Here is a 21,017-nt window from a genome sequence, read left to right on the forward strand (position 1 = left end):
GACAAAAAGATCTTTAAAAAAGCCGGCGCCGATCATGAGACCGGCATGTCCGAAGCGGATCAGTAGCTGTAGAAGCCCTTGCCGGTTTTGCGGCCCAGGTCGCCCGCGGTGACCATGCGCTGCAGCAGCTCCGGCGGGAAGAACTTCTCGTCCTGGGTGTCGCGGTAGATGTTGCCGGCCGCGTTGAGCATCACGTCGAGGCCGGTCAGGTCGACCGTCGCCAGCGGGCCCATCGCGTGACCGAAACCGAGCTTCATCACGGTGTCCAGGTCGGCGGCGGAGACCACGCCGGACTCGACCAGCTTGATCGCCTCGACCAGGATCGCGGAGAAGAGGCGGTTGGAGACGAAGCCGGCGACGTCGCGCTTGACCTCGACGCAGGTCTTGCCGACGCCCTCGGCGTAGTCCCGGGCGGCGGCCAGAGTCTCGTCCGAGGTCTGGTACCCGCGGACCAGCTCGACCAGCTTCATCATCGGGACCGGCGAGAAGAAGTGGATGCCGACGACCGATTCCGGTCGCGAGGTGATCGCGGCGATCTGGGTGATCGGGATGGCCGAGGTGTTCGTGCCGAGCACCGCGCCGGACTTGCAGATCTTGTCGAGCTGCTTGAAGACGTCGTGCTTGGCCTCGACCTTCTCGTAGATCGCCTCGACCACCACGTCGGCCTCGGCGACCGCGTCGATGTCGGTGGTCGCGGTGATCCGGTTCAGGGTCGCCTCGGCGTCCTCTTCGGTGATCTTGCCTTTCGCCGCGAAGCGGGCGAGCGAGTCGCGGATCGCGGCGGTGCCGCGCTTGAGCGAGGCGTCGTCGACGTCCCGCATCGTGACCTGCCAGCCGGCCTGCGCCGACACCTGCGCGATGCCGGAACCCATGAGTCCGGAACCGATGACCGCGAGACGACCCGCCATGCTCCACCCCTTTGTTAGAGGCACCGAGTCTAACGGGGTTACTTAACGGAGACTTAGGACGGCTCTCGATCGGGTCATTTCACCGCAATTGAACGCTCCACGATGCCAGACTGTGCCCATGGCCACGAGTGACGGCTGGTACCTCATCGGCCCATTGATCGCCGTCGGTCTGGTCGGCTTTCTCGGCGCCGTGTTCTGGCGCATGGGCCTGCAGCCCGGACCGCTGGACGCCGTGCCGTTCCGGGACGGGTGCGCGGAGGGCTTGGCGATCTTCCGGGAGCGCGCCGAGCAGGAGGACTTCGGGCTGCTCTGCGCGGCCGCGGTCACCGACGAGCCGGAGATCGCCGACGAGATCCGGCAGATGCTGTCGGACGCCGGGATCCGCGCCACCCACGCGACCCGGCGGGACGGCCGGGTCTGCGTGCTGGTCTTCGCCGAGGAGCTGGAAGAGGCCCGGCGTCTGGTCGGGGCGTAACCAAGAGCGAGCCGGGCGAGAAAGCCAGCTAGAAGTCGAACGTCGGCTCGGGCACGTCGGTGCGTTCCACCTCGACGCCCAGCCGGGCCAGGTCCGCGACGAAGTCCGGGTAGCCACGGTCGACGTGGTGCACCTCGCCCACCTCGGTCACCCCGTCCGCGCACAGCCCGGCGATCACCAGACCGGCGCCGGCCCGGATGTCGGTGGCCCGCACCGGCGCGCCGGAGAGCCGCTCCCGGCCGTTGACCACCGCGTGGTGCCCGTCGGTACGGATGTCCGCCCCCAACCGCACCATCTCGTTCACGAACATGAACCGGCCGTCGAAGATGTTCTCGGTGATCAGCGACGAGCCCTCGGCCACCGACGCCAACCCGATCGCCATCGGCAGCAGGTCGGTGGCGAAACCCGGGTACGGCAGGGTCACGATGTCGACGGCCTTGGGCCGCTCGGTCATCCGCACCCGGAACTTGTTGTCGCCCGGGTCGACCGTCGCGCCGGCCGCGACCAGCTTGTCCAGCGCGATGTCCAGGAACTCCGGCCGGACACCGTGAATCGTCACGTCACCACGGGTCATCGCGGCGCCGTACGCCCAGGTGCCCCCGACGATCCGGTCGCCGACAGTGGTGTGCCGGACCGGCTTGAGCGGCCCGTCCACGCCCTCGACGATCAGCGTCGACGTGCCGGCCCCTTCGATCCTGGCGCCCATCGCGGTGAGCATCTCGCAGATGTCCACGATCTCCGGCTCACGGGCGGCGTTGTCGATCTCCGTGACGCCCTTCGCCAGCACCGCGGCCATCAGCAGGTTCTCGGTGGCGCCGACGCTCGGGAAGTCCAGCCAGATCTTGGTGCCGCGCAGCCCGGCCGGCGCCGACGCGATCACGAAGCCGTGCTCGTTGGAGATCTCCGCGCCCATCCGGGCCAGGCCGGACACGTGCATGTCCAGGCCACGGGAGCCGATCATGTCGCCGCCGGGGAGCGCCACCCGGACGTACCCCCGGCGGGCCAGCAGCGGGCCGAGCACACAGATCGACGCGCGCAGCCGGCGGACCAGGTCGTAGTCGGCCTCGGCGCCCGGCTCGGCCGGCACGTCGATGATCGCCTCGTTGCCGTCCAGCACCACGTCGCAGTCCAGCCGGCGGAGCACCTCGGCCATGATCGCGATGTCGGTGATCCGGGGAACGTTCGCCACCACACTGCGGCCCTCGCCGAGCAGGGCCACCGCCATCAGCTTGAGTGCCGAGTTCTTCGCGCCACCGACCGTGACGTCACCGGTGAGGGGTGCGCCGCCCTTGACCCTGATCACATCCACGCGGGCCATCGTATGGTCCCGAGCCCACCCGCACTCCGTAGGGTGGGCCTATGGCTGTGCATCTCACCCGTATCTACACCCGTACCGGCGACGCAGGCGAGACCCGTCTGGTCAACAACGAGGTCGCTCCGAAGACCGATCCGCGGATCGCGGCGTACGCCGACGCCGACGAGTGCAACGCGGCGCTGGGCACCGCGATCGCGCTCGGCGCGCTCTCCGAGGACGTCCGGGCGGTGCTGAGCCGGGTGCAGAACGACCTCTTCGACCTCGGCGCCGACCTGGGCAACCCGCTCGCCGAGGACCCGCCGTACCCGCCGCTGCGGATCACCGAGGAGTACGTGACCCGGCTCGAGCAGTGGTGCGACGAGTTCAACGAGAACCTCGCGCCGCTGGACAGTTTCATCCTGCCGGGTGGCACCCCAGGAGCCGCGCTGCTGCACGTGGCCCGGACCGTGGCGCGCCGCGCGGAACGCTCGGCATGGGCGTTGATCAAGACCGATCCCGATCGTACGTCGGTGCTGCCGGCCAAATACCTGAACCGGCTCTCCGACCTGCTCTTCATCCTGTCCCGGGTGGCGAACCCGGACGGCGACGTGAAGTGGGTGCCCGGCGGCGTCCGGTCATGACCGGCGCACTGCACCACGTCGAGCTGTGGGTGCCCGATCTCGCCGGGATGCGCGGCCCGTGGGGCTGGCTGCTCGGCGAGCTCGGCTGGACCCCGTTCCAGGACTGGCCGGGCGGGCTGTCCTGGAAGCACGGCAACGGCACCTATCTGGTACTGGAGCAGTCGAAGGCGCTCTCCGGCGACACGCACGACCGGCTCGCCCCCGGGCTCAACCACCTGGCCTTCACGGTCGCCGGTCCGGGCGAGGTGGACCGGATCAGCGCTTCGGCGCCGGAGCACGGGTGGTCACTGATGTTCGAGGACCGTCATCCGTACGCCGGTGGGCCGGAAAGCTACGCCGCCTACCTGGAGGACGGCTGGGGCTACGAGGTGGAGATCGCCACCTGAAGCTCCCCGTCGATGGTGGTGACGGCGTGCCCGGACAGCTCGACCCGGTCCCCGCGGAGCGCGACCTGGACCGCGCCGCCCCGCGCGGACGCCTGGAAGCCGGTCAGCGACGTGCGGCCCAGACGCTCGCTCCAGTACGGCGCGAGCGCGGTGTGCGCGCTGCCGGTGACCGGGTCCTCGTCCACACCGACCGCCGGGGCGAAGAACCGGGACACGAAGTCGTAGCCGGCGCCCGGGTCCTCGGCCCGCGCGGTGACGATCACGCCGCGCCCGGTCAGCCGGCCCAGCGCGCCGAGATCCGGGGCCAGCGACCGGACGGTCTTCTCGTCGGCCACCTCGGCGAGCACGTCGTCGGTGTTCGGCCCGGTCCAGACGCTGGTGAGCAGCTCGGCGCCGAGGGCGGCGGCCAGCGCCGGGTCGGCGTCGAGCGGGCTGAGCGGCGCGGCCGGGAAGTCCAGGGTGATCAGACCACTGGCGTCCGTGGTGGCGGTCAGGACGCCGCTGCGGGTCGCGAACCGGACCGTGCCGGGATGGGCCAGCACGTGAGCGGTCGCCAGGGTGGCGTGGCCGCAGAGGGCCACCTCGACCCGTGGGGTGAACCAGCGCAGCGCCCAGTCGGCCTCTGCGCCCGCCGCAAGGGGGTGCAGGAACGTGGTCTCGGAGAGGTTGACCTCCGCGGCGACCTGCTGCATCCAGGAGTCGGCGGGGAAGGTCGCGCCGTCCAGGACGAGCACCCCGGCCGGGTTGCCGGCGAACGGACGGTCGGTGAAGGCGTCGACGATACGAATCCGCATGGGTTCGACGCTAGTTTCACCGCGGCCGCCGGGCGACGGCCAATCCGGAACCGGTGGGTCGTCAGCTCTCGAGCGGGCGCGGGCCGAAGATCGGGCGGCCCGGGACGCTGCCCGGATCGCGCGGCGGCCCGGCCTCGAGCCAGGAGAGGAACCCGGTGACCGTGGTCTCGGCCATGGCGATCTCGAGCTGGACGTCGCCGGTGGCGCAGCGCAGGATCACCCAGTGCCCCGGCATGGTGAGCCGCTCCGGGCCGGTCGGCAGGCGGCGCTCGGCGATCGCGAGCAGCCGCCGGTCGAGGACCCGCTTGGGGCGGATCGCCAGGCTGAACATCTTGTGGAAGCGGAGCTCGTCACCGACGAACTGGCCGAGGCCCGGCGCCCAGCCGCGGCCCGGCACCATGGTGTTGGTGCGGACCTGCAGCCGGATCGTGCCGCCGCCCAGCCGGAGCAGACGCCGGCGGAAGAAGATGGCGAACAGAAGCGCGAGCAGCGCGACGACGCAGATTCCGAAGACTTCCAGAACCCGCATCGTCGGGGTCAGTGCTGCTCGGGCGTGGCGGGCGTGGCGCTCTCGGCGAGCACCGTGACGCCGTTCGCGTCGATCGAGAGGAAGCCGCCCGCGACGTCGTAGGTGAGCTGCTCGCCGCCGGCGAGTTTCACCCGGACCTGTGAGGGTTCCTTCAGCAGGCCCAGCAGCGGCGAGTGGCCGGGCAGCACACCGATCTCACCCTCGGTGGTGCGCGCAACGAGCATCTCGGCCTCGCCGGCCCAGATCTTCTGCTCGACGGCGACGACCTCGACGTGAAGTTGGTTGGCCACGCTGTCTCCCTTTGACTCTGCTTACCGGATCCTGCTTACCGATCCTGCGAACCGAATGGGTGAAAGTCTAATCGGCGCTGCCGATCGACGCCCGACCGGGTCCTAGCTGTTCTTGTTGACGAACTCCGGGTGGGCCAGCAGAAACTCCTGGATCTTGTCGTTCTTGACGGCTTCGAAGAACTGGTCGGAGTTGTCCTGCAGCTTCTCACCGAGATACTTGCTGCCCTCGTAGAGGCCGCCGCCGCCCAGTTTGATCGAGACCATGCTGTCGGTGTCCAGGCCCTTCAGCGCCAGACCCCAGTCGATCACGCTGTGGCCGTTGCCGTCGAAGGTGAGCGAGTCACCGGCCGCGTCCAGGATCTTCAGCAGCTTGGACGGGTTGGTCACCACGTCCTTGCTCATCGCCTGCTTGGCCATCGCCTTGATGAACTGCTGCTGGTGCCGCTGACGGTCGTAGTCACCGTTGGGCAGGCCGTACCGCTGCCGGACGTAGTCGAGGGCCTCCCAGGCCTTCATGTGGTACGTCCCGGGCTTGTAGACCTTCTGCTCACCGATGTACGGGTGGGCGCAGGTGTTGTCGGCACACTCCGGACGACGGTCCCGGCCCTTGCCGTTCGGCTTCAGGTGCTCGGACTTGACCGTCATGTCGACGGTCATGGTCACGCCGCCCATCGCCTCGACGATCTTCTTGAAGCCGCCGAAGTTGATGATCGTGCCGGCCTCGAACGTCTTGATCCCGGTGAGCTGCTCGACCGTCTTCGCCAGCAGCTGGAAACCCTGCTTGACGTCGTGCTTGCCGTTGCCGACCGAGCTTCCGTACGACATCGCCGCGTTGATCTTCGACTTGCCGCCGCCGAACCCGGTCTTGGTGAACGCCGGGATGTCGACGTAGAGGTCGCGGGGGATGGAGAACAGGTAGACCTGGTCCATCGACGCCGGGATGTGCGCCACGATGATCGAGTCGGAGAGCGGGGCGGTCTTGTCGTCCCGCGGGTCGATACCGGCCATCAGGATGTTGATCGGGCCCTTGATGTCGGCGCCGGCCGCCTTGGGCGCGCCCTCGGCCGGATCGCCGATCAGGCTGCCGTCGGCGTCGACGGCCCCGGTGTACTTGGAGATCAGGGCGCTGCCGCCGACCAGGACCACACCGCTCGTCACCATCAGCACGCCACCGAAAACGGCGGTCAACCGGGCCCACAGTGGTGCGCGGCGTTTCGCAGACCTAGCCACTCGATCCCCAACTCTGCCGGTGCGGCGATCCCGCGGAGAACACGGGACCCCCTCTGAGGCCGGTAAGCATACCCAAGGGAAACCAGACCTCTTTACCCCAGATCCTCGCGTTCATGAACCTCGAACTCGAAGATTCACTCCTGAGGCCCCAAAGATCACTCCCTGAGACGCAGAAAAGCCGTGCCGGTGAACACCGGCACGGCTTTCTGTTCGTCAGAACTGCGACGGGGCTGAGGTCAGCCCTTCATCAGCTCGTGAGCGTTCTTCTCGAGGTCCTCGAGACCGCCGCACATGAAGAAGGCCTGCTCCGGGTAGTTGTCGTACTCACCCTCGGAGATCTTCTTGAACGCCTCGATGGTCTCCTTCAGGGGGACCGTCGAGCCGGCGACGCCGGTGAACTGCTCCGCCGCGTAGGTGTTCTGCGACAGGAACCGCTCGATGCGGCGCGCGCGCTGCACGGTGATCTTGTCTTCCTCGGAGAGCTCGTCCATGCCGAGGATGGCGATGATGTCCTGCAGGTCCTTGTACTTCTGCAGGATCCGCTGGACCTCACGGGCCACCGCGTAGTGCTCGGCACCGACGAACTCCGGCGCCAGGATCCGCGAGCTGGAGGCCAGCGGGTCCACGGCCGGGTAGATGCCCTTGTCGGAGATCGACCGCTCGAGGTTCGTGGTCGCGTCCAGGTGGGCGAACGTGGTGGCCGGCGCCGGGTCGGTGTAGTCGTCGGCGGGCACGTAGATCGCCTGCAGCGAGGTGATCGCCTTGCCGCGGACCGAGGTGATCCGCTCCTGGAGCTCACCCATCTCGTCGGCCAGGGTGGGCTGGTAACCCACCGCGGACGGCATGCGGCCGAGCAGGGTCGAGACCTCGGAACCGGCCTGGGTGAACCGGAAGATGTTGTCGATGAAGAGCAGCACCTCCTGGTTCTGGACGTCCCGGAAGTACTCGGCCATGGTGAGCGCGGTCAGCGCGACCCGCAGACGGGTGCCCGGCGGCTCGTCCATCTGGCCGAAGACCAGGGCGGTCTTGTCCAGCACGCCACCCTCGTCCATCTCCAGGATGAGGTCGTTGCCCTCACGGGTGCGCTCGCCGACACCGGCGAACACCGAGGTGCCACCGAAGTTACGGGCGACCCGGATGATCATCTCCTGGATGAGCACGGTCTTGCCCACGCCCGCGCCACCGAACAGGCCGATCTTGCCACCACGCACGTACGGCGCGAGCAGGTCGAGCACCTTGATGCCGGTCTCCAGCATCTCGGTCTTCGGCTCGAGGTCCGCGAACGCCGGCGGCTTGCGGTGGATCGACCAGCGCTCCTGGATGTCCAGCGTCGACGGGTCGACGTTGAGCACCTCGCCGAGGGCGTTGAAGACGTGGCCCTTGGTCACGTCACCGACCGGCACCGAGATCGGCGCGCCGGTGTTCCGGACCTCTTTGCCACGGACCAGACCATCGGTCGGCTGCATGGCGATCGCGCGGAGCCGGTTCTCACCCAGGTGCTGGGCGACTTCCAGCGTCAGCGTCTTGGTGCCCTCGGAGAGGGTCACCTCGACGTGCAGCGCGTTGAAGATGGCGGGCATGGCGTTACGAGGGAACTCGACGTCGACGACCGGGCCGATGACCCGGACGACACGGCCGACAGGGAGCTCCGTCTTGGTGGGCTCAGCAACTGCAGTCATCACACATCACTTCCCGCCGCGGCCAGCGCGTTGGCGCCGCCGACGATCTCACTGATTTCCTGGGTGATCGCAGCCTGACGCGCGGAGTTCATCTCGCGCGTGTACCGCTTGAGGAGGTCGTCGGCGTTGTCCGACGCGCTCTTCATCGCCCGCCGCCGGGATGCCGACTCGCTGGCCGCCGAGTCCAGCAACGCCGCGTAGATCCGCGTGTTGAGGTACTTCGGCAGCAGAGCGTCGAGCAGTTCGTCGGCGTCCGGCTCGAACTCGTACGCGGCGCGCGGGCCCGACTCGGGCTGCTCGTCCACGGTCTCCTCGATCTGGACCGGGGCCAGCGGCTTCGCGTTCGCGCTCTGCGTCATCAGCGACTTGAACTCGGTGCTCACGATGTGCAGCTCGTCCACGCCGGCGATGCCCTCGGGGCCGAACGTCCCCTCGGTCACCGAACCCGCCGAGAACGCCTCGATCAGACCGTCGCCGATCTTCTTGGCGTCCGCGAAGGACGGCCGCTCGGAGAAACCGGTCCAGCTGGCGTCGACCGTACGGCCGCGGAACCGGTAGTAACCGGTGCCCTTGCGGCCCACGACGTACAGCGCCACCTCCTTGCCGTCCGAGCGGAGCTGAGCGATCAGCTGCTCGGCGGCGCGGATGGCGTTGGCGTTGTAGGCGCCGGCCAGGCCCCGGTCACTGGTGATCAGCAGGACACCCGCCCGCTGGACGCGCTCACGCGCGACCAGCAGCGGGTTGTCGACCGAAGCGTTCGAGGCCAGCGCGGCCAGCACCTTGGTGATCGCCACCGAGTACGGCCGGGAGGCGTTCACCCGCTCCTGCGCCTTGGCGATGCGGCTGGTCGCGACCAGCTCCTGCGCCTTGGCGATCTTCTTGGTCGACTTGACGGTGCGGATGCGCCGCCGCAGTGCCTGTACCTGACCGGCCATGACTAGCTACCGCTTTCGCCGGTCGCGCTGCCCTGGAAGACCTTCTTGAACTCGACCACACCGGACTTCAGGCTCTCGATGTTGTCGTCGCTCAGCAGGTTCGTCGACTCGACCGAGGTGTAGACGTCGCTCTGGTGCTGCTTGAACCACTGCAGGAATTCCTGCTCGAAGCGGCGCACGTCCTTGACCGGGATGTCGTCGAGCTGGCCGGTGGTGCCCGCCCAGATCGAGATGACCTGGTCGACGGTCGAGTACGGCGAGTACTGCGGCTGCTTCAGCAGCTCGACCAGGCGGACGCCCTTGTCGAGCTGGGCACGCGAGGCCTTGTCCAGGTCGGAGGCGAAGGCCGAGAAGGCCTCCAGCTCGCGGAACTGGGCCAGGTCCAGGCGCAGCCGGCCGGAGACCGTACGCATCGCCTTGACCTGCGCCGAGCCACCCACCCGGGACACCGAGGTACCGACGTTGATCGCCGGGCGGACACCCGAGGCGAACAGGTCGGACTCCAGGAAGATCTGGCCGTCGGTGATCGAGATGACGTTGGTCGGGATGAAGGCCGAGATGTCGTTGGCCTTCGTCTCGATGATCGGCAGACCGGTCATCGAGCCGCCACCCAGCTCGTTGGAGAGCTTCGCGCAACGCTCCAGCAGGCGGGAGTGCAAGTAGAAGACGTCACCCGGGTAGGCCTCACGGCCCGGCGGGCGGCGCAGCAGCAGCGACACGGCGCGGTACGCCTCGGCCTGCTTGGTCAGGTCGTCGAAGACGATCAGGACGTGCTTGCCGTTGTACATCCAGTGCTGTCCGATGGACGAACCGGTGTACGGGGCGATGTACTTGAAGCCCGCCGGGTCCGAAGCCGGGGACGCGACGATCGTCGTGTACTGCAGCGCGCCCTGCGCCTCGAGGACGCCACGGATGCTGGCGACGGTCGAGGCCTTCTGGCCGATCGCGACGTAGATGCAGCGGACCTGCTTCTCCGGGTCGCCGGAGTCCCAGTTCGCCTTCTGGTTGATGATCGTGTCCAGCGCGACAGTCGTCTTGCCGGTCTTGCGGTCACCGATGATCAGCTGGCGCTGACCGCGGCCGATCGGCGTCATGGCGTCGATAGCCTTGATGCCGGTCTGCAGCGGCTGCTTCACCGGCTGGCGCGCCATGACGTTCGGCGCCTGGAGTTCGAGCTCGCGGAAGCCCTCGTTCTCGATCTCGCCGAGACCGTCGATCGGCTTGCCCAGGGCGTCGACAACGCGGCCCAGGAAGGCGTCGCCCACCGGCACCGAGAGAACCCGGCCGGTGCGCTTGACCGGCTGACCCTCTTCGATGTTCGCGTAGTCGCCCAGGATCACGGCGCCGATCTCGCGGACGTCGAGGTTCGACGCGACACCAAGGGTGCCGTCCGCGAACTCCAGAAGCTCGTTCGCCATCGTCGAGGGCAGGCCCTCGACGTGTGCGATTCCGTCGCCCGCATCGGAGACGATGCCGACCTCCTCGCGGGAGACCTCGGGCGAATAGGACGAGACGTAGCGCTCTAGCGCCCCCCGGATCTCGTCCGAGGAGATGGTCAGCTCGGCCATCCTCTGCCTTCTCTGTCTAGCTCGGGACGTCGCCGCCGCCGAGGGGCTTCTCGATGTGGAATCGAGGGGAAAGGACTGTTAAGCGAACGCCTGCTTGGCAGCGTTCAGCCTGCGCAGGATCGTGCCGTCGTAGAGGTCGGAGCCGACCCGGACGCTGACCCCGCCGATGACCGCGGGATTCACGTCCACCTTCAGCGAGACCTCGCGGCCGTAGACGGTTGCCAGCTTCGCGGCCAGAGCGGTTTCCTCGGCGTCGCTGAGCGGCTTGGCCACCGTCACGTACGCCACCTCGCGGTCACGCTTCTCGGCGGTCAGCTCGACCAGCCGCGTCAGCGAGGCCTCGAAGCCACGGCCACCGAAACCCTCGAGCGCGACCTGGACGAGCCGCACCGTGGCCGGGTGGGCCTTGCTCTCGAGCAAGTCCCCCACCAGCTTAGCCCGGGGGCCCACCGGCGAGCCGATGTCACTGAGCGTGGCCACGAGCTGCGGGCTGCCGCTGACGATCTGTCCGAAGCGGAACAGCTCGTCCTCGACCTCGGCCAGCTTGCCGTCCTTCTGCGCCGAGGCGAGCAGGGTGTCGACACCCAGCCGCTCGGTCGCGTCCAGCAGCTGGCTGGGCCGGCTGAACCGGCCGGCCACCAGGGTGGCCAGCGACTTCACAGTCACCTCAGCCGCCTTGCCGGACAGCAGCGAGCGGAACAGCTCGGCACGGTCGGCACCGGGGCGCGACGGGTCGGTCAGCGCCCGGCGCAGCCGGGGCTGACCCCGCAGCAGACCGGCCACCGACAGGAACTCGTCGGCGACCGCGGTCAGCTGCGCGCCCGTGGACGTGGTGGTGTCGGCGTGCAGCCGCTCCACCGCGTCCGCGTAGGCCTGGTTGGTGACGCCCGGCGCCATCAGCGCCTACCCGCCGTGCCGGCCGAGTCGAGATCCGCGATGAAGCGCTCGACGGTGCCCCGGGTGCGGGCCTCGTCGGCCAGAGCCTCGCCGACGATCTTGCCGGCCAGGTCCACGGCCAGCGTGCCGATCTCGGCGCGGAGATCACGCACGATCGACTCACGCTGCGCGGAGAGCTGCTCGTTGCCGGCCGCGATGATGCGGTCCGACTCCTCGCGAGCCTTGGCGAGCACGTCCTGACGGATGCCCTCGGCGTCGGCCCGGGCCTCGTCGCGGATGCGAGCGGCCTCGGTCCGGGCCTCGGCGAGCTGCGCGCGGTACTGCTCGAGCAGCTCGTTCGCCTCGGCCTGGGCGGTCTCGGCGCGCTTGATGCCACCCTCGATGGCGTCCACGCGAGCCTGGAACGTCTTCTCCATCTGCGGGAAGACGAACTTGATCAGTACGAAGCAGAGCACCGCGAAGGCAACCGAGCCGACAACGATCTCTTGCCAAACCGGCAGAATCGGGTTGTGCGGCTTCGCCGCCTCTTCCGCTGCCAGATAGAGGTTGATCATATGGTCCTCCTAGGTGAGGCCGAGATCAGAGACCGGTGCCCTGCCAGATGAAGCCGAACGCGATGCCCAGCAGCGCGAGCGCCTCGATGACGGCGAAGCCGATCCAGACGTACGGCAGGGTCAGGCGAGACGACTCCGGCTGGCGAGCGGTCGACTGGATGTAAGCCGAGAAGACGAGACCGACACCGATGCCGGGGCCGATAGCAGCGAGACCGTAACCGATGGCGGCGGTGCTACCGAAAACTTCGGCGAGTGGCATTTTCAGTTCCTCCTGGTATCTCGCGTGCTTCTCACGCGGGACCGACAAACGGGGTGTTACGCGTTCAGTACTGCTCAGTGCTCGTCAGCGAGCGCGCCTTGGACGTAGCTCGCGGTCAGCACCGTGAAGACGTAGGCCTGGAGACAGATCACCAGGAACTCGAGCAGCGTCAGCGCGACGGTGAGCACCCAGGAGAGCAGCGAGACGGGTGCCAGCAGCGGGTTAGCGCTGATCATCGCAAAGCCGCCGAGCGTGAACACCAGCAGCAGCATGTGGCCGGCGAACATGTTGGCGAACAGACGGACGGCCAGCGAGAACGGCCGCACGAGGAAGTTCGAGAAGAACTCGATCGGGATCAGCAGCGGCAGGATGAACCACGGCGCCGGCGGGATCAAGGCGTGCTTGAAGTACTTCAAGGGGCCGTGCTGCTTCATGCCGACGTAGATGAACATCACGTAGCTGATGACCGCGAGAACCGCCGGGAAGGCGATGTGCGAGTTCGGCGAGATCTGCACGAACGGCACGATCCCGAAGAAGTTGTTCAGCAGGATGAACATGAAGAGCGTCGTCAGGTACGGCGCGAAGGCGACACCACGCGGGCCGATCATCTCGACCGCGATGTTGTTCCGCACGAAGCCGTAGATGCTCTCCGCGAACCACTGCTTCTTGGTCGGGACGAGCTGCGGCTTCCGGTACGACACCAGGAAGTAAATGATGATCGCCGCAACCGCCACCCAGATCAGAACCGTGATCTTGGTGAACCAGTAATTGTTCTCCGCGCCCCACGGCAGGATGCTGGGCAGGTAGAAGTCCTCGACGCTGGGCGGGAACTCTGCCGCGAGGACCGTCGACTGAACGATCACCTGGGCCCTTTCCTGTCAGGCGCCGAGCCGGCGCACGATGAGGTACACACCTAAGCCGATCCCGAGGACGGCGCCGATACCGGCGAATATGCCCTGGGTTCCGACGTAGCGGTCGACCAGCCAGCCGACTCCGCCCCACACCAACATGCCCGCGATGAGGTAAGTGACCGCCGTCATGCCCGCACCTGTATCGGGCGGGGTGGGGCCGTCGTCACCGCGTTTGTCGGGGGGAGGTTCTTGGCCGGTCATGACGGCCCGAACGATATCAGCAGGAAACACGAGGCTAAGCGGGACCCCCCGCACAACCGTAGTTGTCCAGGCGTCAGGGGTCTCGCAGCTGGAAGGACACGGTACTCCTGTCCTGCCATAACGGAACACGGCACGGACGGACACATCACCGGTTCGGGGTATTCCCCGGGTCAAACGTCCGCTGACCAGGAGTAATGCGGGTGGCGTAGGTCACTGACGGAGGGTCCGGCGGGTCACCCACCACGCCTGCACGCTGGTCCAGACCACGACGCCCGCGACAATGCCGAGTCCGAGTGCGTTCTTGCCCGACCAATCGGACGAGACGCCGTACGCAAGAATAACGCCGAGCAAAGAGAATTTGACGACATACGTCAGCATTCCCAATGGCATGACCAGGGCCGGGCGAATGGTGTCGGCGACCGCCACGACCAAGGTCGTCAGGCTGTAGCTGACCGTCACGATCAGCACGCCGCCGGCCGCGGCGAGCGCGGCGACCGGGCCGGACGTCAGGAAGCCCACCGACGCGGCGCACATCAGCAGTGCGAACGAGACCACGGTGAGGAACCCGAGGTGCTCGACCTTCCACCGGGGGTCCTTCGGCAACGGCGGCAGGTCGGGCAGCGGAAGGTCGTCGTCCGTCTCCGGGACCCGCCCCGAACTCTGCTCAGCCGCCGCGGGCGATACGCCGCTCAAGCCAGAACCTCCTGCTCCTGATAGAAGGGGAAGCGCCGCACCAGGCCGGTCACCTCCTCGCCGATACCGGCCAGCCGGGACGTCCCGACGGCGGTCTGCGGATCGCACCGCACCGCCAGCCCGATCAGCTCCGCGATCCGGCGCATCTCGTCCTCCCGCATCCCCTGCGAGGTGACACTCGGCGCGCCGACCCGGATCCCGGACGCCACGGCGGGTTTCTCCGGGTCGTACGGAATGACGTTCTTGTTGAGTGCGATCCCGGCGGCGGCGCAGCGCGCCTCCGCCTCCCGGCCGCTGACGCCCACCTCGCGCAGATCCAGCAGGGCGAGGTGCGTGTCGGTGCCACCGGTGACCGGGCGCATCCCCTCGGCGGTCAGCCAGCTGGCCAGCGCCTGAGCGTTACGCACGGTCTGGTGAGCGTACTCCTGGAAGTCCGGGGTGCCCGCCTCGCGGAGGGCCACCGCCTTGGCCGCGACCGCATGCATCATCGGGCCGCCCTGCGCGAACGGGAAGACCGCCTTGTCCACCCGCTGGGCCAGCTCCTCGCGGCAGAGGATCATGCCGCCCCGGGGCCCGCGCAGCGCCTTGTGGGTGGTGCAGGTGACCACGTCGGCGTACGGCACCGGCGACGGCACCGCCCGCCCGGCCACCAGGCCGATGAAGTGCGCCGCGTCGACCAGCAGGTACGCGCCCACCTCGTCGGCGATCTCCCGGAACCGGGCGAAGTCGATCAGCCGGGGGTACGAGGTCGCCCCGCAGATGATCAGTTTCGGCCGGTGCGCCAGCGCGAGGTCACGCACCTCGTCGTAGTCGATCAGCTCGGTGTCCGGCAGCACCCGGTACGCGATCGGGTGGAACCACTTGCCGGAGAAGTTCGCCCGGCTGCCGTGCGTCAGGTGCCCGCCGTGCGGCAGCCCCATCGCCAGCACCGGGTCGCCCGGCTCGGCCAGCGCGGCGTACGCGGCCAGGTTCGCCGACGCGCCGGAGTGCGGCTGCACGTTCGCGTGGTCGGCGCCGAAGAGCTCCCGGGCCCGCTCGACCGCAAGCTCCTCGGCCCGGTCGGCCTGGGCGCACCCGCCGTAGTAGCGGTGCCCCGGATAACCCTCGGCGTACTTGTTGGCCAGCGTCGACCCGAGCGCCGCCAGCACGGCCGGCGAGGTGAAGCTCTCGCTGGCGATCAGCGTCAGGGTGTCGCGCTGGCGGGCCAGCTCGTCCAGCAGCACATCAGCGATCTCCGGATCATCGCGTTCCAACGCGCCGAAATCCGGACCCCAGAACGTCCTCACCTGGGCCCTCCCCCGTGCTTGTCGAACGCGGCCGGATCGAGCATATGGCTGAATCACCCCCGTTCGGGGCACAGTCTGAAGTTATGCAATGTCTTGTCACCGGCGCGACCGGCTACATCGGGGGACGGCTGGCGCCCCGGCTGGTCGATGCCGGCCACCAGGTCCGTTGTCTGTCCCGGAGCGCGGCCCGGCTGCGCGACGTGCCCTGGGCCGACCAGGTGGAGATCGTCGAGGGCGACCTGTCCGACCCGGCCACCCTGCGCCCGGCCTTCGACGGCGTCGAGGTCGCCTACTTCCTGATGCACTCGCTCGGCCAGAAGGACTTCGAGCGCCGCGACCGGGAGGCGGCCGCGAACTTCGCCACCGCGGCCCGGGCCGCCGGGGTCCGCCGGATCATCTACCTGGGCGGCCCCGAGCCGCCGCCCGGCGACCGCCCGTCACCGCACCTGCGCTCGCGCGCCGAGGTCGCCCGGATCCTGCTGGCCAGCGGCGTGCCGACGGTGGTGCTGCGCGCCCCGGTGATCATCGGTTCCGGCTCGGCCTCGTTCGAGATGCTGCGCCACCTGACCGAGCGGCTGCCCGCGATGGTCACCCCGCGCTGGGTCTTCAACCGGATCCAGCCGATCGCGGTCCGCGACGTGCTGCACTACCTGATCGGCGCGGCCGGGCTGCCGCCGGACGTGCACCGCGGCTTCGACATCGGCGGCCCCGACGTGCTCAGCTACGCGACCATGATGCAGCGGTACGCCGCGGTCGCCGGGCTCCCCCGCCGGGTCATCCTGCCCACCCGGGTGCTCAGCCCGTGGCTCTCCGCGCACTGGGTCGGCCTGGTCACCCCCGTGCCGAACGCGATCGCCCGGCCCTTGGTGGCCAGCCTGGTGCACGAGGCGGTGGCCCGGGAGAACGACCTGGCCGCCCTGCTGCCCGGCCCGCCTCCGACCGATTTCGATCAGGCGGTGCGGCTAGCGCTCGGCAAGATCCGTGACGCGAACGTGGAGACCCGCTGGTCCACCGCGTCCGGCCGGGACGCCGCCGCCGAGCCGCTGCCCAGCGACCCGGACTGGTCCGGCGGCAGCGTCTACACCGACGAGCGGACCCGTCCCGTGCACGCGCCGGCCGACCGGCTGTGGCGGGTGATCGAGGGCGTCGGCGGCGACAACGGCTGGTATTCGTTCCCCCTGGCCTGGTCGGTGCGCGGCTGGCTGGACCGGCTGGTCGGCGGCGTCGGACTGCGCCGCGGCCGCCGGGACCGGCACCGGCTGCGGGTCGGCGAGGCGCTGGACTGGTGGCGGGTCGAGGAGATCGTGCCCGGCCAGCTGCTGCGGCTGCGCGCCGAGATGCGTGTGCCCGGCCGCGCCTGGCTGGAGATGCGCGCCGAACCGGACGGCGCCGGCGGCTCGGTCTACCGCCAGCGCGCGGTGTTCCTGCCCCGCGGCCTGGCCGGCCACCTCTACTGGGCCACGGTCCTGCCCTTCCACGGCGTCGTCTTCAACGGCATGGCCCGCAACATCGCCCGCGGCGCCGAGTCGACCCCCACCCCGAGCGTGTGAAGTTACGGTGCGCTCCGCACCACAACTCCCCACGCTCAGCACCGCCGCGCCCAGTGTGTGAAATTGCGGCGCGCTCCGCACCACAACTCCCCACGCTGGCCTCATGACCGAACGACGCTCGATCCTCAGCGGGTCCGCCTACGAGGACGATTACGGCTACGCCCGGGCGGTGGTCGCCGGCGACCACGTCTACGTCTCCGGCACGACCGGTTTCGACTACGCCACGATGACCATCGCGGACGACCCGGCGGAGCAGGCCGCGCAGACCCTGCGCACCATCGCGACCGCGCTGGCCGAGGCCGGCTGCACGCTCGCCGACGTGGTCCGGGTCCGCTACCTGCTCCCCGACCCGGCCGACTTCGAGGCGTGCGCCCCGGTGCTGCGCGCGGCGTTCGGCGACGTCCGCCCGGCCGCCACCATGCAGGTCTGCGGCCTGCTCGACCCCCGCATGCGCATCGAGATCGAAGTCGACGCTCTCCGCCGCTGACGACCGAGGCACCTCCGCCGGATCCGCATCTTTTCCCGGTACGAGTAGGGAGCGCCCGTCCGCAGGCTACGAGCCACGCTCACTGATGGTCTCGCGCCACACCGCGGCACTCCGGGCCCGGCCGCGCCCCGGGCATTGGCTGGCTCCCAGGGGTGTCTCCGCAGCGCGGAGACACCCCTGGGGACCAGCCGGGACCGCAACTCGCGCTGCGGCCGGGCACCGTGGCGACATCGCGTGGCCTCGGGGCGGGCGCGGGTCAGGCGGCGGCGCGGGTGAGGCGGTCGCGGACGGCGAGCCAGTCCTCCGTGTGCGGGGGTTCCTGGATCAGGATGGTGGCGGCGCCGGCGTCGTCCAGGCGGTGCAGCGCGGCGTAGAGGTCCGCCGCGTACTCCCGCGGGTCGGCGGAGAGGATCTCGACGGCTCCGGAGCTGTCGGTCGCGGGCTGACCTTCGTACGTCAAAGTCGCCAACGGCGCCGGCAACCCGGACCGATCCGCCTGCCGCAAGTCCCGTATCAGCACGACCTTGGCGCGCGGGGCGTAGTGCCGCCGGCTCATCCCGGGCGACGGCCGGGCCGTGCCGTCCGCGGCCTCCGCGTCGCGCAACGCGATCGACCCGGTCACGTCCCGCAGCGCGCGCAGGCTCAGCGCGCCCGGGCGCAGCAGCGTCGGCACCTCGGTGGTCAGGTCCAGCACCGTCGACTCGATGCCCCACGAGCACGGGCCGCCGTCCAGCACCAGCGGCACGTCGGGCAGGCTGCGGATCACGTGCTCGGCGGTGGTCGGCGAGATCGACTCGGAGCGGTTCGCGCTGGGGGCGGCGAGCGGCAGGCCGGACGCCTCGAGCAGGCGCTGCGCCACCTCGTGCGCCGGGATCCGGATCGCGATGGTGTCGTTGTCGGCGCCGACACCGGCCAGGTGCGCGGCCCGGCGGACGACCAGGGTCAGCGGGCCCGGCCAGAAGCGGGCGGCCAGCTCGTCGGCGACGGCGGGCCACGCGGCGGCCAGTTCGCGGGCGGCCGGGACCGAGGCGACGTGCACGATCAGCGGGTTCCAGCTGGGCCGGTTCTTCAGCCGGTAGATCTCGCCGATCGCCGCCGGGGAGAACGCGTCGGCACCGAGGCCGTAGACGGTCTCGGTGGGAAAGGCGACGACCGAGCCGGCGCGCAGGATCTCCACGGCGCGCCCGATACCTACGGCGTCCGGTGCGATGACACGAGGATTCACGGAAGCGACAACAGGGTTCACGGAAGCAACAACGTGGCGAGCGGGACCGTGGTGTCCTCGATCTCCTCACCGACCCGCTGGAACGTCTGGTCGCCACGGCCCCACGGGTCGTCGAGATCGTCGCTGATCAGCGGGGTCTCGCCGGCGCGCAGCCGGTGCACCGCCGCGACGATGGCCGTGCCGCGCTCGTGCACCGCGTCGGGTTTCGCCTCGCCGGCGGGCAGCGCGGCCGCGTCGACCCCGTTGAGCAGCCGGCCGAACTCGCCGAGCACAAACGTGCGGGCGGCGGCCTCCGGGCGCAGCGCGACCACGTAGTCGTACTGGTCGGCGGTGGCGGTGAGGATCAGGTCGGCCTCGTCGATGAAGCCGCCGCGCAGCTTGCGGGCCTCGAAGCCGTCGGTCGAGCCACGCCGGGCGCGGACCTGGCGGGCCGCCGGCGGGTTCATCTCCTCGCCCTCGTGCCAGCCGCCGGTGCCGGCGCTGACACTGCGGACGAGCGGCTCGGTCCCGTCGCCGGCGCGGTCCCGGACCGCCCGGGCGAGCAGGCGCTCGGCCATCGGTGACCGGCAGATGTTGCCCATGCAGACGTGTAGAACGGTGAACGGCGCCACCTCAGGCCTGCCCCTCGACCAGCTCGGGCACCACGTCGCGGAGTTTCTCCACCGGGATCGAGCCGGTCCGCAGGACCCGCGGCACGTCGCCGGTCACGTCGACGACGGTGCTGGGCCACGGATCGGTGGCCGGGCCGGCCTCCAGATAGACGCGCACCGAATACTCCAGCTGCTCGCGGGCTTCCTCGGCGGTCAGCGGCGACGGCGAGCCGAGCTTGTTGGCGGTGGTCACCGCCATCGGGCCGACCTCGCGCAGCACCTCGAGGGCGACCGGGTGCAACGGCATCCGGACCGCGATCACCCCGCCGGTGTCGCCGAGATCCCACTGCAGGCTCGGCGAGTGCTCCACGATGATGGTCAGCGCGCCCGGCCAGAACGCGTCGGCCAGCTCCCGGGCGGCCCGGGGCAGCGAGTAGACCAGACCGTCGAGCGTGTGGCGGGAGCCGACCAGCACCGGCGGCGGCACCCGGCGGTCGGAGCCGCGGGCATGGTGCAGCTGGGTGATCGCGTGCGAGGTGAACGCGTCGGCACCCACCCCGTACACCGTGTCGGTGGGGATCACCACGAGCTCACCGCTCTTGGCCGCCTCGACGGCCGCGGCGATCCCGCGATCACGATCGGCGATGGCCGCGCAGTCGTAGAGCATCACGGGATGCAGTCTGCCATGTGACTACCTGATAGTTCACTGGCGGCGGGCGGTCGCGTACCTCGGGCGGCCGGTGAGGTCGTCGTGGGCGGTCACCTCGGTGAACCGGCCGTCCGCGCGGAGCAGCGCGGGCACCGCCGCGCCGTGCACGTCGTCGTGTTCGATACCGACCCATCCGCCCGGTTTGAGCAGGGCGGCCGCGAGCGCGATCACCGGGCGGATCACCGACAGCCCGTCGGCGCCGCCGAAGACCGCGTCGGCCGGGTCGTGATCGGACACCTCGGGCGGGACAGGGGTGCCGACCGGGACGTACGGCGGGTTGCAGAGCAGCACGTCCACCTGTCCACGCAGCTCAGCCAGCAGATCAGGGTCGGTCACGTCGGCCTCGAGCACCTCGACCGTGGCATGTCCCGTGGCGTTGCGCCGCAGCCACGGCAGCGCCTCCGGCGAGCGTTCCACCGCGATCACCCGCCCGGCCGGCGACTCGTCGGCGACCGAGAGCGCGATCGCGCCGCTGCCGCTGCACAGGTCGACCACCGTCGCCCCCGGCACGGTCCGCTCGATGCCCCAGCCGGCCAGCAGCTCGGTCTCCGGGCGGGGCACGAAGACGCCGTCGCCGACCGCGAGTTCCAGATGGCGGAACGCCGCTGTGCCAACCAGGTGCTGCAACGGCACCCGCTTCGCCCGCCCGGCGACCAGTTCCCGGAACCGGTCGGCCTCCTCGGCCCGGATGGTGTCGACGAGCACCAGCCGGCCCCGTGGCACGTCCAGGACGTGTGCGGCAAGCCATTCGGCGTCGACGCGGGGCGACGACACCCCGGCCGCCGCGAGTTCGGCGGCCGCCGATGCCAGCTCCGGAGCCAGCCGGGTCCGATCCGGACGGTCTCGGGGGTGTTCGTCACGCGCCATCACGGCATAATCATGAGACGTCGCGCACGCCGGGGATCGGCCGGGTCACCCAGCGAGCG

General features: G+C 69.7%; 25 protein-coding genes. 5 read left to right on the forward strand and 20 right to left on the reverse strand.

From position 1 onward, the window contains the following. Positions 1-59: 59 nt before the first annotated feature. Positions 60-908 carry a 3-hydroxyacyl-CoA dehydrogenase family protein gene (locus ADL15_RS06725; RefSeq protein WP_067685788.1) on the reverse strand — a complete coding sequence of 283 codons (849 nt, stop codon included), beginning with the start codon at positions 906-908 and terminating at the stop codon, positions 60-62. Positions 909-1,026: 118 nt separating this feature from the next. Here ADL15_RS06725 and ADL15_RS06730 point away from each other — a divergent pair, with 118 nt between their 5' ends. Continuing rightward, positions 1,027-1,383, forward strand: coding sequence for a hypothetical protein (locus tag ADL15_RS06730; protein ID WP_067685790.1), 357 nt, complete (start codon positions 1,027-1,029; stop codon positions 1,381-1,383). A 28-nt stretch (positions 1,384-1,411) separates the two neighbouring features. Here the strand turns inward: ADL15_RS06730 and murA are convergent, their stop codons facing one another. After that, on the reverse strand, positions 1,412-2,701 hold the full coding sequence (gene murA, locus ADL15_RS06735) for a UDP-N-acetylglucosamine 1-carboxyvinyltransferase (protein ID WP_067685792.1): 1,290 nt from the start codon (positions 2,699-2,701) through the stop codon (positions 1,412-1,414). 41 nt (positions 2,702-2,742) lie between these two features. On the opposite strand from murA, the gene ADL15_RS06740 reads away from it, so the two are divergent. After that, positions 2,743-3,318 carry a cob(I)yrinic acid a,c-diamide adenosyltransferase gene (locus ADL15_RS06740; RefSeq protein ID WP_067685794.1) on the forward strand — a complete coding sequence of 192 codons (576 nt, stop codon included), beginning with the start codon at positions 2,743-2,745 and terminating at the stop codon, positions 3,316-3,318. Then, the gene (locus ADL15_RS06745; RefSeq protein WP_198170596.1) at positions 3,315-3,704 is read left to right on the forward strand and encodes a VOC family protein; all 390 of its coding nucleotides are present in this window, start codon (positions 3,315-3,317) and stop codon (positions 3,702-3,704) included. Before ADL15_RS06740 ends, ADL15_RS06745 begins: the two co-directional genes overlap by 4 nt. Here the strand turns inward: ADL15_RS06745 and ADL15_RS06750 are convergent. The 14 genes from ADL15_RS06750 to ADL15_RS06815 form a co-directional block, all read right to left on the reverse strand. Then, positions 3,680-4,498: a PhzF family phenazine biosynthesis protein gene (locus ADL15_RS06750; protein ID WP_067685798.1), complete on the reverse strand. Its 819-nt coding sequence runs from the start codon at positions 4,496-4,498 to the stop codon at positions 3,680-3,682. The genes ADL15_RS06745 and ADL15_RS06750 overlap by 25 nt on opposite strands. Before the next feature lie 61 nt (positions 4,499-4,559). After that, complete coding sequence (locus ADL15_RS06755) at positions 4,560-5,027, reverse strand: DUF2550 domain-containing protein (protein WP_067685800.1); 468 nt, start codon at positions 5,025-5,027, stop codon at positions 4,560-4,562. 8 nt (positions 5,028-5,035) lie between these two features. Further along, complete coding sequence (locus ADL15_RS06760) at positions 5,036-5,317, reverse strand: F0F1 ATP synthase subunit epsilon (RefSeq protein ID WP_067685802.1); 282 nt, start codon at positions 5,315-5,317, stop codon at positions 5,036-5,038. Positions 5,318-5,419: 102 nt separating this feature from the next. After that, positions 5,420-6,478, reverse strand: coding sequence for an LCP family protein (locus ADL15_RS06765; protein WP_083970976.1), 1,059 nt, complete (start codon positions 6,476-6,478; stop codon positions 5,420-5,422). 305 nt (positions 6,479-6,783) lie between these two features. Next, complete coding sequence (gene atpD, locus ADL15_RS06770; RefSeq protein WP_067685806.1) at positions 6,784-8,226, reverse strand: F0F1 ATP synthase subunit beta; 1,443 nt, start codon at positions 8,224-8,226, stop codon at positions 6,784-6,786. Further along, positions 8,226-9,161 (reverse strand): F0F1 ATP synthase subunit gamma, encoded by a 936-nt coding sequence (locus tag ADL15_RS06775; RefSeq protein ID WP_067685808.1) that lies wholly within the window; start codon positions 9,159-9,161, stop codon positions 8,226-8,228. Before ADL15_RS06775 ends, atpD begins: the two co-directional genes overlap by 1 nt. 2 nt (positions 9,162-9,163) lie before the next feature. Continuing rightward, positions 9,164-10,729, reverse strand: coding sequence for a F0F1 ATP synthase subunit alpha (gene atpA / locus ADL15_RS06780; protein ID WP_067685810.1), 1,566 nt, complete (start codon positions 10,727-10,729; stop codon positions 9,164-9,166). Positions 10,730-10,807: 78 nt separating this feature from the next. Then, complete coding sequence (locus ADL15_RS06785; protein WP_067685812.1) at positions 10,808-11,626, reverse strand: F0F1 ATP synthase subunit delta; 819 nt, start codon at positions 11,624-11,626, stop codon at positions 10,808-10,810. After that, the gene (locus ADL15_RS06790; RefSeq protein ID WP_067685814.1) at positions 11,626-12,180 is read right to left on the reverse strand and encodes a F0F1 ATP synthase subunit B; all 555 of its coding nucleotides are present in this window, start codon (positions 12,178-12,180) and stop codon (positions 11,626-11,628) included. The genes ADL15_RS06785 and ADL15_RS06790 overlap by 1 nt, the downstream gene beginning before the upstream one ends. Before the next feature lie 25 nt (positions 12,181-12,205). After that, positions 12,206-12,439 carry an ATP synthase F0 subunit C gene (locus ADL15_RS06795; RefSeq protein WP_067685816.1) on the reverse strand — a complete coding sequence of 78 codons (234 nt, stop codon included), beginning with the start codon at positions 12,437-12,439 and terminating at the stop codon, positions 12,206-12,208. 74 nt (positions 12,440-12,513) lie between these two features. Continuing rightward, the gene (gene atpB / locus ADL15_RS06800) at positions 12,514-13,302 is read right to left on the reverse strand and encodes a F0F1 ATP synthase subunit A (protein WP_067685818.1); all 789 of its coding nucleotides are present in this window, start codon (positions 13,300-13,302) and stop codon (positions 12,514-12,516) included. Positions 13,303-13,317: 15 nt separating this feature from the next. Then, a complete protein-coding gene (locus tag ADL15_RS52700) occupies positions 13,318-13,551 on the reverse strand; it encodes an AtpZ/AtpI family protein (protein WP_067685820.1) in 234 nt (77 codons plus the stop codon). A 210-nt stretch (positions 13,552-13,761) separates the two neighbouring features. Next, on the reverse strand, positions 13,762-14,244 hold the full coding sequence (locus tag ADL15_RS06810; protein WP_083970969.1) for a hypothetical protein: 483 nt from the start codon (positions 14,242-14,244) through the stop codon (positions 13,762-13,764). After that, complete coding sequence (locus ADL15_RS06815) at positions 14,241-15,530, reverse strand: serine hydroxymethyltransferase (protein ID WP_067685822.1); 1,290 nt, start codon at positions 15,528-15,530, stop codon at positions 14,241-14,243. The genes ADL15_RS06810 and ADL15_RS06815 overlap by 4 nt, the downstream gene beginning before the upstream one ends. Before the next feature lie 83 nt (positions 15,531-15,613). Here ADL15_RS06815 and ADL15_RS06820 point away from each other — a divergent pair, with 83 nt between their 5' ends. Together ADL15_RS06820 and ADL15_RS06825 are read left to right on the forward strand one after the other, a co-directional pair. Beyond that, on the forward strand, positions 15,614-17,080 hold the full coding sequence (locus ADL15_RS06820) for an SDR family oxidoreductase (RefSeq protein ID WP_067685824.1): 1,467 nt from the start codon (positions 15,614-15,616) through the stop codon (positions 17,078-17,080). 103 nt (positions 17,081-17,183) lie between these two features. Beyond that, entirely contained in the window at positions 17,184-17,567 is a 384-nt protein-coding gene (locus ADL15_RS06825; RefSeq protein WP_067685826.1) for a RidA family protein, read from the forward strand. 256 nt (positions 17,568-17,823) lie between these two features. Here the strand turns inward: ADL15_RS06825 and ADL15_RS06830 are convergent, their stop codons facing one another. Genes ADL15_RS06830 through prmC form a run of 4 tightly spaced genes read right to left on the reverse strand, consistent with a single transcriptional unit; the run spans position 17,824 to position 20,958 of the window. Further along, positions 17,824-18,792, reverse strand: coding sequence for an L-threonylcarbamoyladenylate synthase (locus ADL15_RS06830; protein ID WP_067685828.1), 969 nt, complete (start codon positions 18,790-18,792; stop codon positions 17,824-17,826). Positions 18,793-18,809: 17 nt separating this feature from the next. Continuing rightward, complete coding sequence (locus tag ADL15_RS06835) at positions 18,810-19,403, reverse strand: arsenate reductase/protein-tyrosine-phosphatase family protein (protein WP_067685830.1); 594 nt, start codon at positions 19,401-19,403, stop codon at positions 18,810-18,812. A 1-nt stretch (position 19,404) separates the two neighbouring features. Next, on the reverse strand, positions 19,405-20,049 hold the full coding sequence (locus ADL15_RS06840) for an L-threonylcarbamoyladenylate synthase (protein ID WP_067685934.1): 645 nt from the start codon (positions 20,047-20,049) through the stop codon (positions 19,405-19,407). Between the two features lie 36 nt (positions 20,050-20,085). Continuing rightward, positions 20,086-20,958 (reverse strand): peptide chain release factor N(5)-glutamine methyltransferase, encoded by an 873-nt coding sequence (gene prmC / locus ADL15_RS06845; protein WP_083970970.1) that lies wholly within the window; start codon positions 20,956-20,958, stop codon positions 20,086-20,088. Positions 20,959-21,017: the final 59 nt, after the last annotated feature.

The sequence above is a fragment of the Actinoplanes awajinensis subsp. mycoplanecinus genome, from assembly GCF_001509495.1.
In the GTDB taxonomy this organism is placed as follows: domain Bacteria; phylum Actinomycetota; class Actinomycetes; order Mycobacteriales; family Micromonosporaceae; genus Actinoplanes; species Actinoplanes palleronii.

What these genes read in the sequence shown, in the direction of transcription:
- ADL15_RS06785 (WP_067685812.1), bottom strand. Translation starts at nt 11,626, where the DNA reads ATGGCGCCGGGCGTCACCAACCAGGCCTACGCGGACGCGGTGGAGCGG.
- ADL15_RS06725 (WP_067685788.1), bottom strand. Translation starts at nt 908, where the DNA reads ATGGCGGGTCGTCTCGCGGTCATCGGTTCCGGACTCATGGGTTCCGGC.
- ADL15_RS06790 (WP_067685814.1), bottom strand. Translation starts at nt 12,180, where the DNA reads ATGATCAACCTCTATCTGGCAGCGGAAGAGGCGGCGAAGCCGCACAAC.
- ADL15_RS06740 (WP_067685794.1), top strand. Translation starts at nt 2,743, where the DNA reads ATGGCTGTGCATCTCACCCGTATCTACACCCGTACCGGCGACGCAGGC.
- murA (WP_067685792.1), bottom strand. Translation starts at nt 2,701, where the DNA reads ATGGCCCGCGTGGATGTGATCAGGGTCAAGGGCGGCGCACCCCTCACC.
- ADL15_RS52700 (WP_067685820.1), bottom strand. Translation starts at nt 13,551, where the DNA reads ATGACCGGCCAAGAACCTCCCCCCGACAAACGCGGTGACGACGGCCCC.
- ADL15_RS06795 (WP_067685816.1), bottom strand. Translation starts at nt 12,439, where the DNA reads ATGCCACTCGCCGAAGTTTTCGGTAGCACCGCCGCCATCGGTTACGGT.
- ADL15_RS06765 (WP_083970976.1), bottom strand. Translation starts at nt 6,478, where the DNA reads ATGGTGACGAGCGGTGTGGTCCTGGTCGGCGGCAGCGCCCTGATCTCC.
- ADL15_RS06730 (WP_067685790.1), top strand. Translation starts at nt 1,027, where the DNA reads ATGGCCACGAGTGACGGCTGGTACCTCATCGGCCCATTGATCGCCGTC.
- atpD (WP_067685806.1), bottom strand. Translation starts at nt 8,226, where the DNA reads ATGACTGCAGTTGCTGAGCCCACCAAGACGGAGCTCCCTGTCGGCCGT.
- atpA (WP_067685810.1), bottom strand. Translation starts at nt 10,729, where the DNA reads ATGGCCGAGCTGACCATCTCCTCGGACGAGATCCGGGGGGCGCTAGAG.
- ADL15_RS06750 (WP_067685798.1), bottom strand. Translation starts at nt 4,498, where the DNA reads ATGCGGATTCGTATCGTCGACGCCTTCACCGACCGTCCGTTCGCCGGC.
- ADL15_RS06775 (WP_067685808.1), bottom strand. Translation starts at nt 9,161, where the DNA reads ATGGCCGGTCAGGTACAGGCACTGCGGCGGCGCATCCGCACCGTCAAG.
- ADL15_RS06840 (WP_067685934.1), bottom strand. Translation starts at nt 20,049, where the DNA reads ATGCTCTACGACTGCGCGGCCATCGCCGATCGTGATCGCGGGATCGCC.
- ADL15_RS06820 (WP_067685824.1), top strand. Translation starts at nt 15,614, where the DNA reads ATGCAATGTCTTGTCACCGGCGCGACCGGCTACATCGGGGGACGGCTG.
- ADL15_RS06745 (WP_198170596.1), top strand. Translation starts at nt 3,315, where the DNA reads ATGACCGGCGCACTGCACCACGTCGAGCTGTGGGTGCCCGATCTCGCC.
- ADL15_RS06755 (WP_067685800.1), bottom strand. Translation starts at nt 5,027, where the DNA reads ATGCGGGTTCTGGAAGTCTTCGGAATCTGCGTCGTCGCGCTGCTCGCG.
- ADL15_RS06825 (WP_067685826.1), top strand. Translation starts at nt 17,184, where the DNA reads ATGACCGAACGACGCTCGATCCTCAGCGGGTCCGCCTACGAGGACGAT.
- prmC (WP_083970970.1), bottom strand. Translation starts at nt 20,958, where the DNA reads ATGGCGCGTGACGAACACCCCCGAGACCGTCCGGATCGGACCCGGCTG.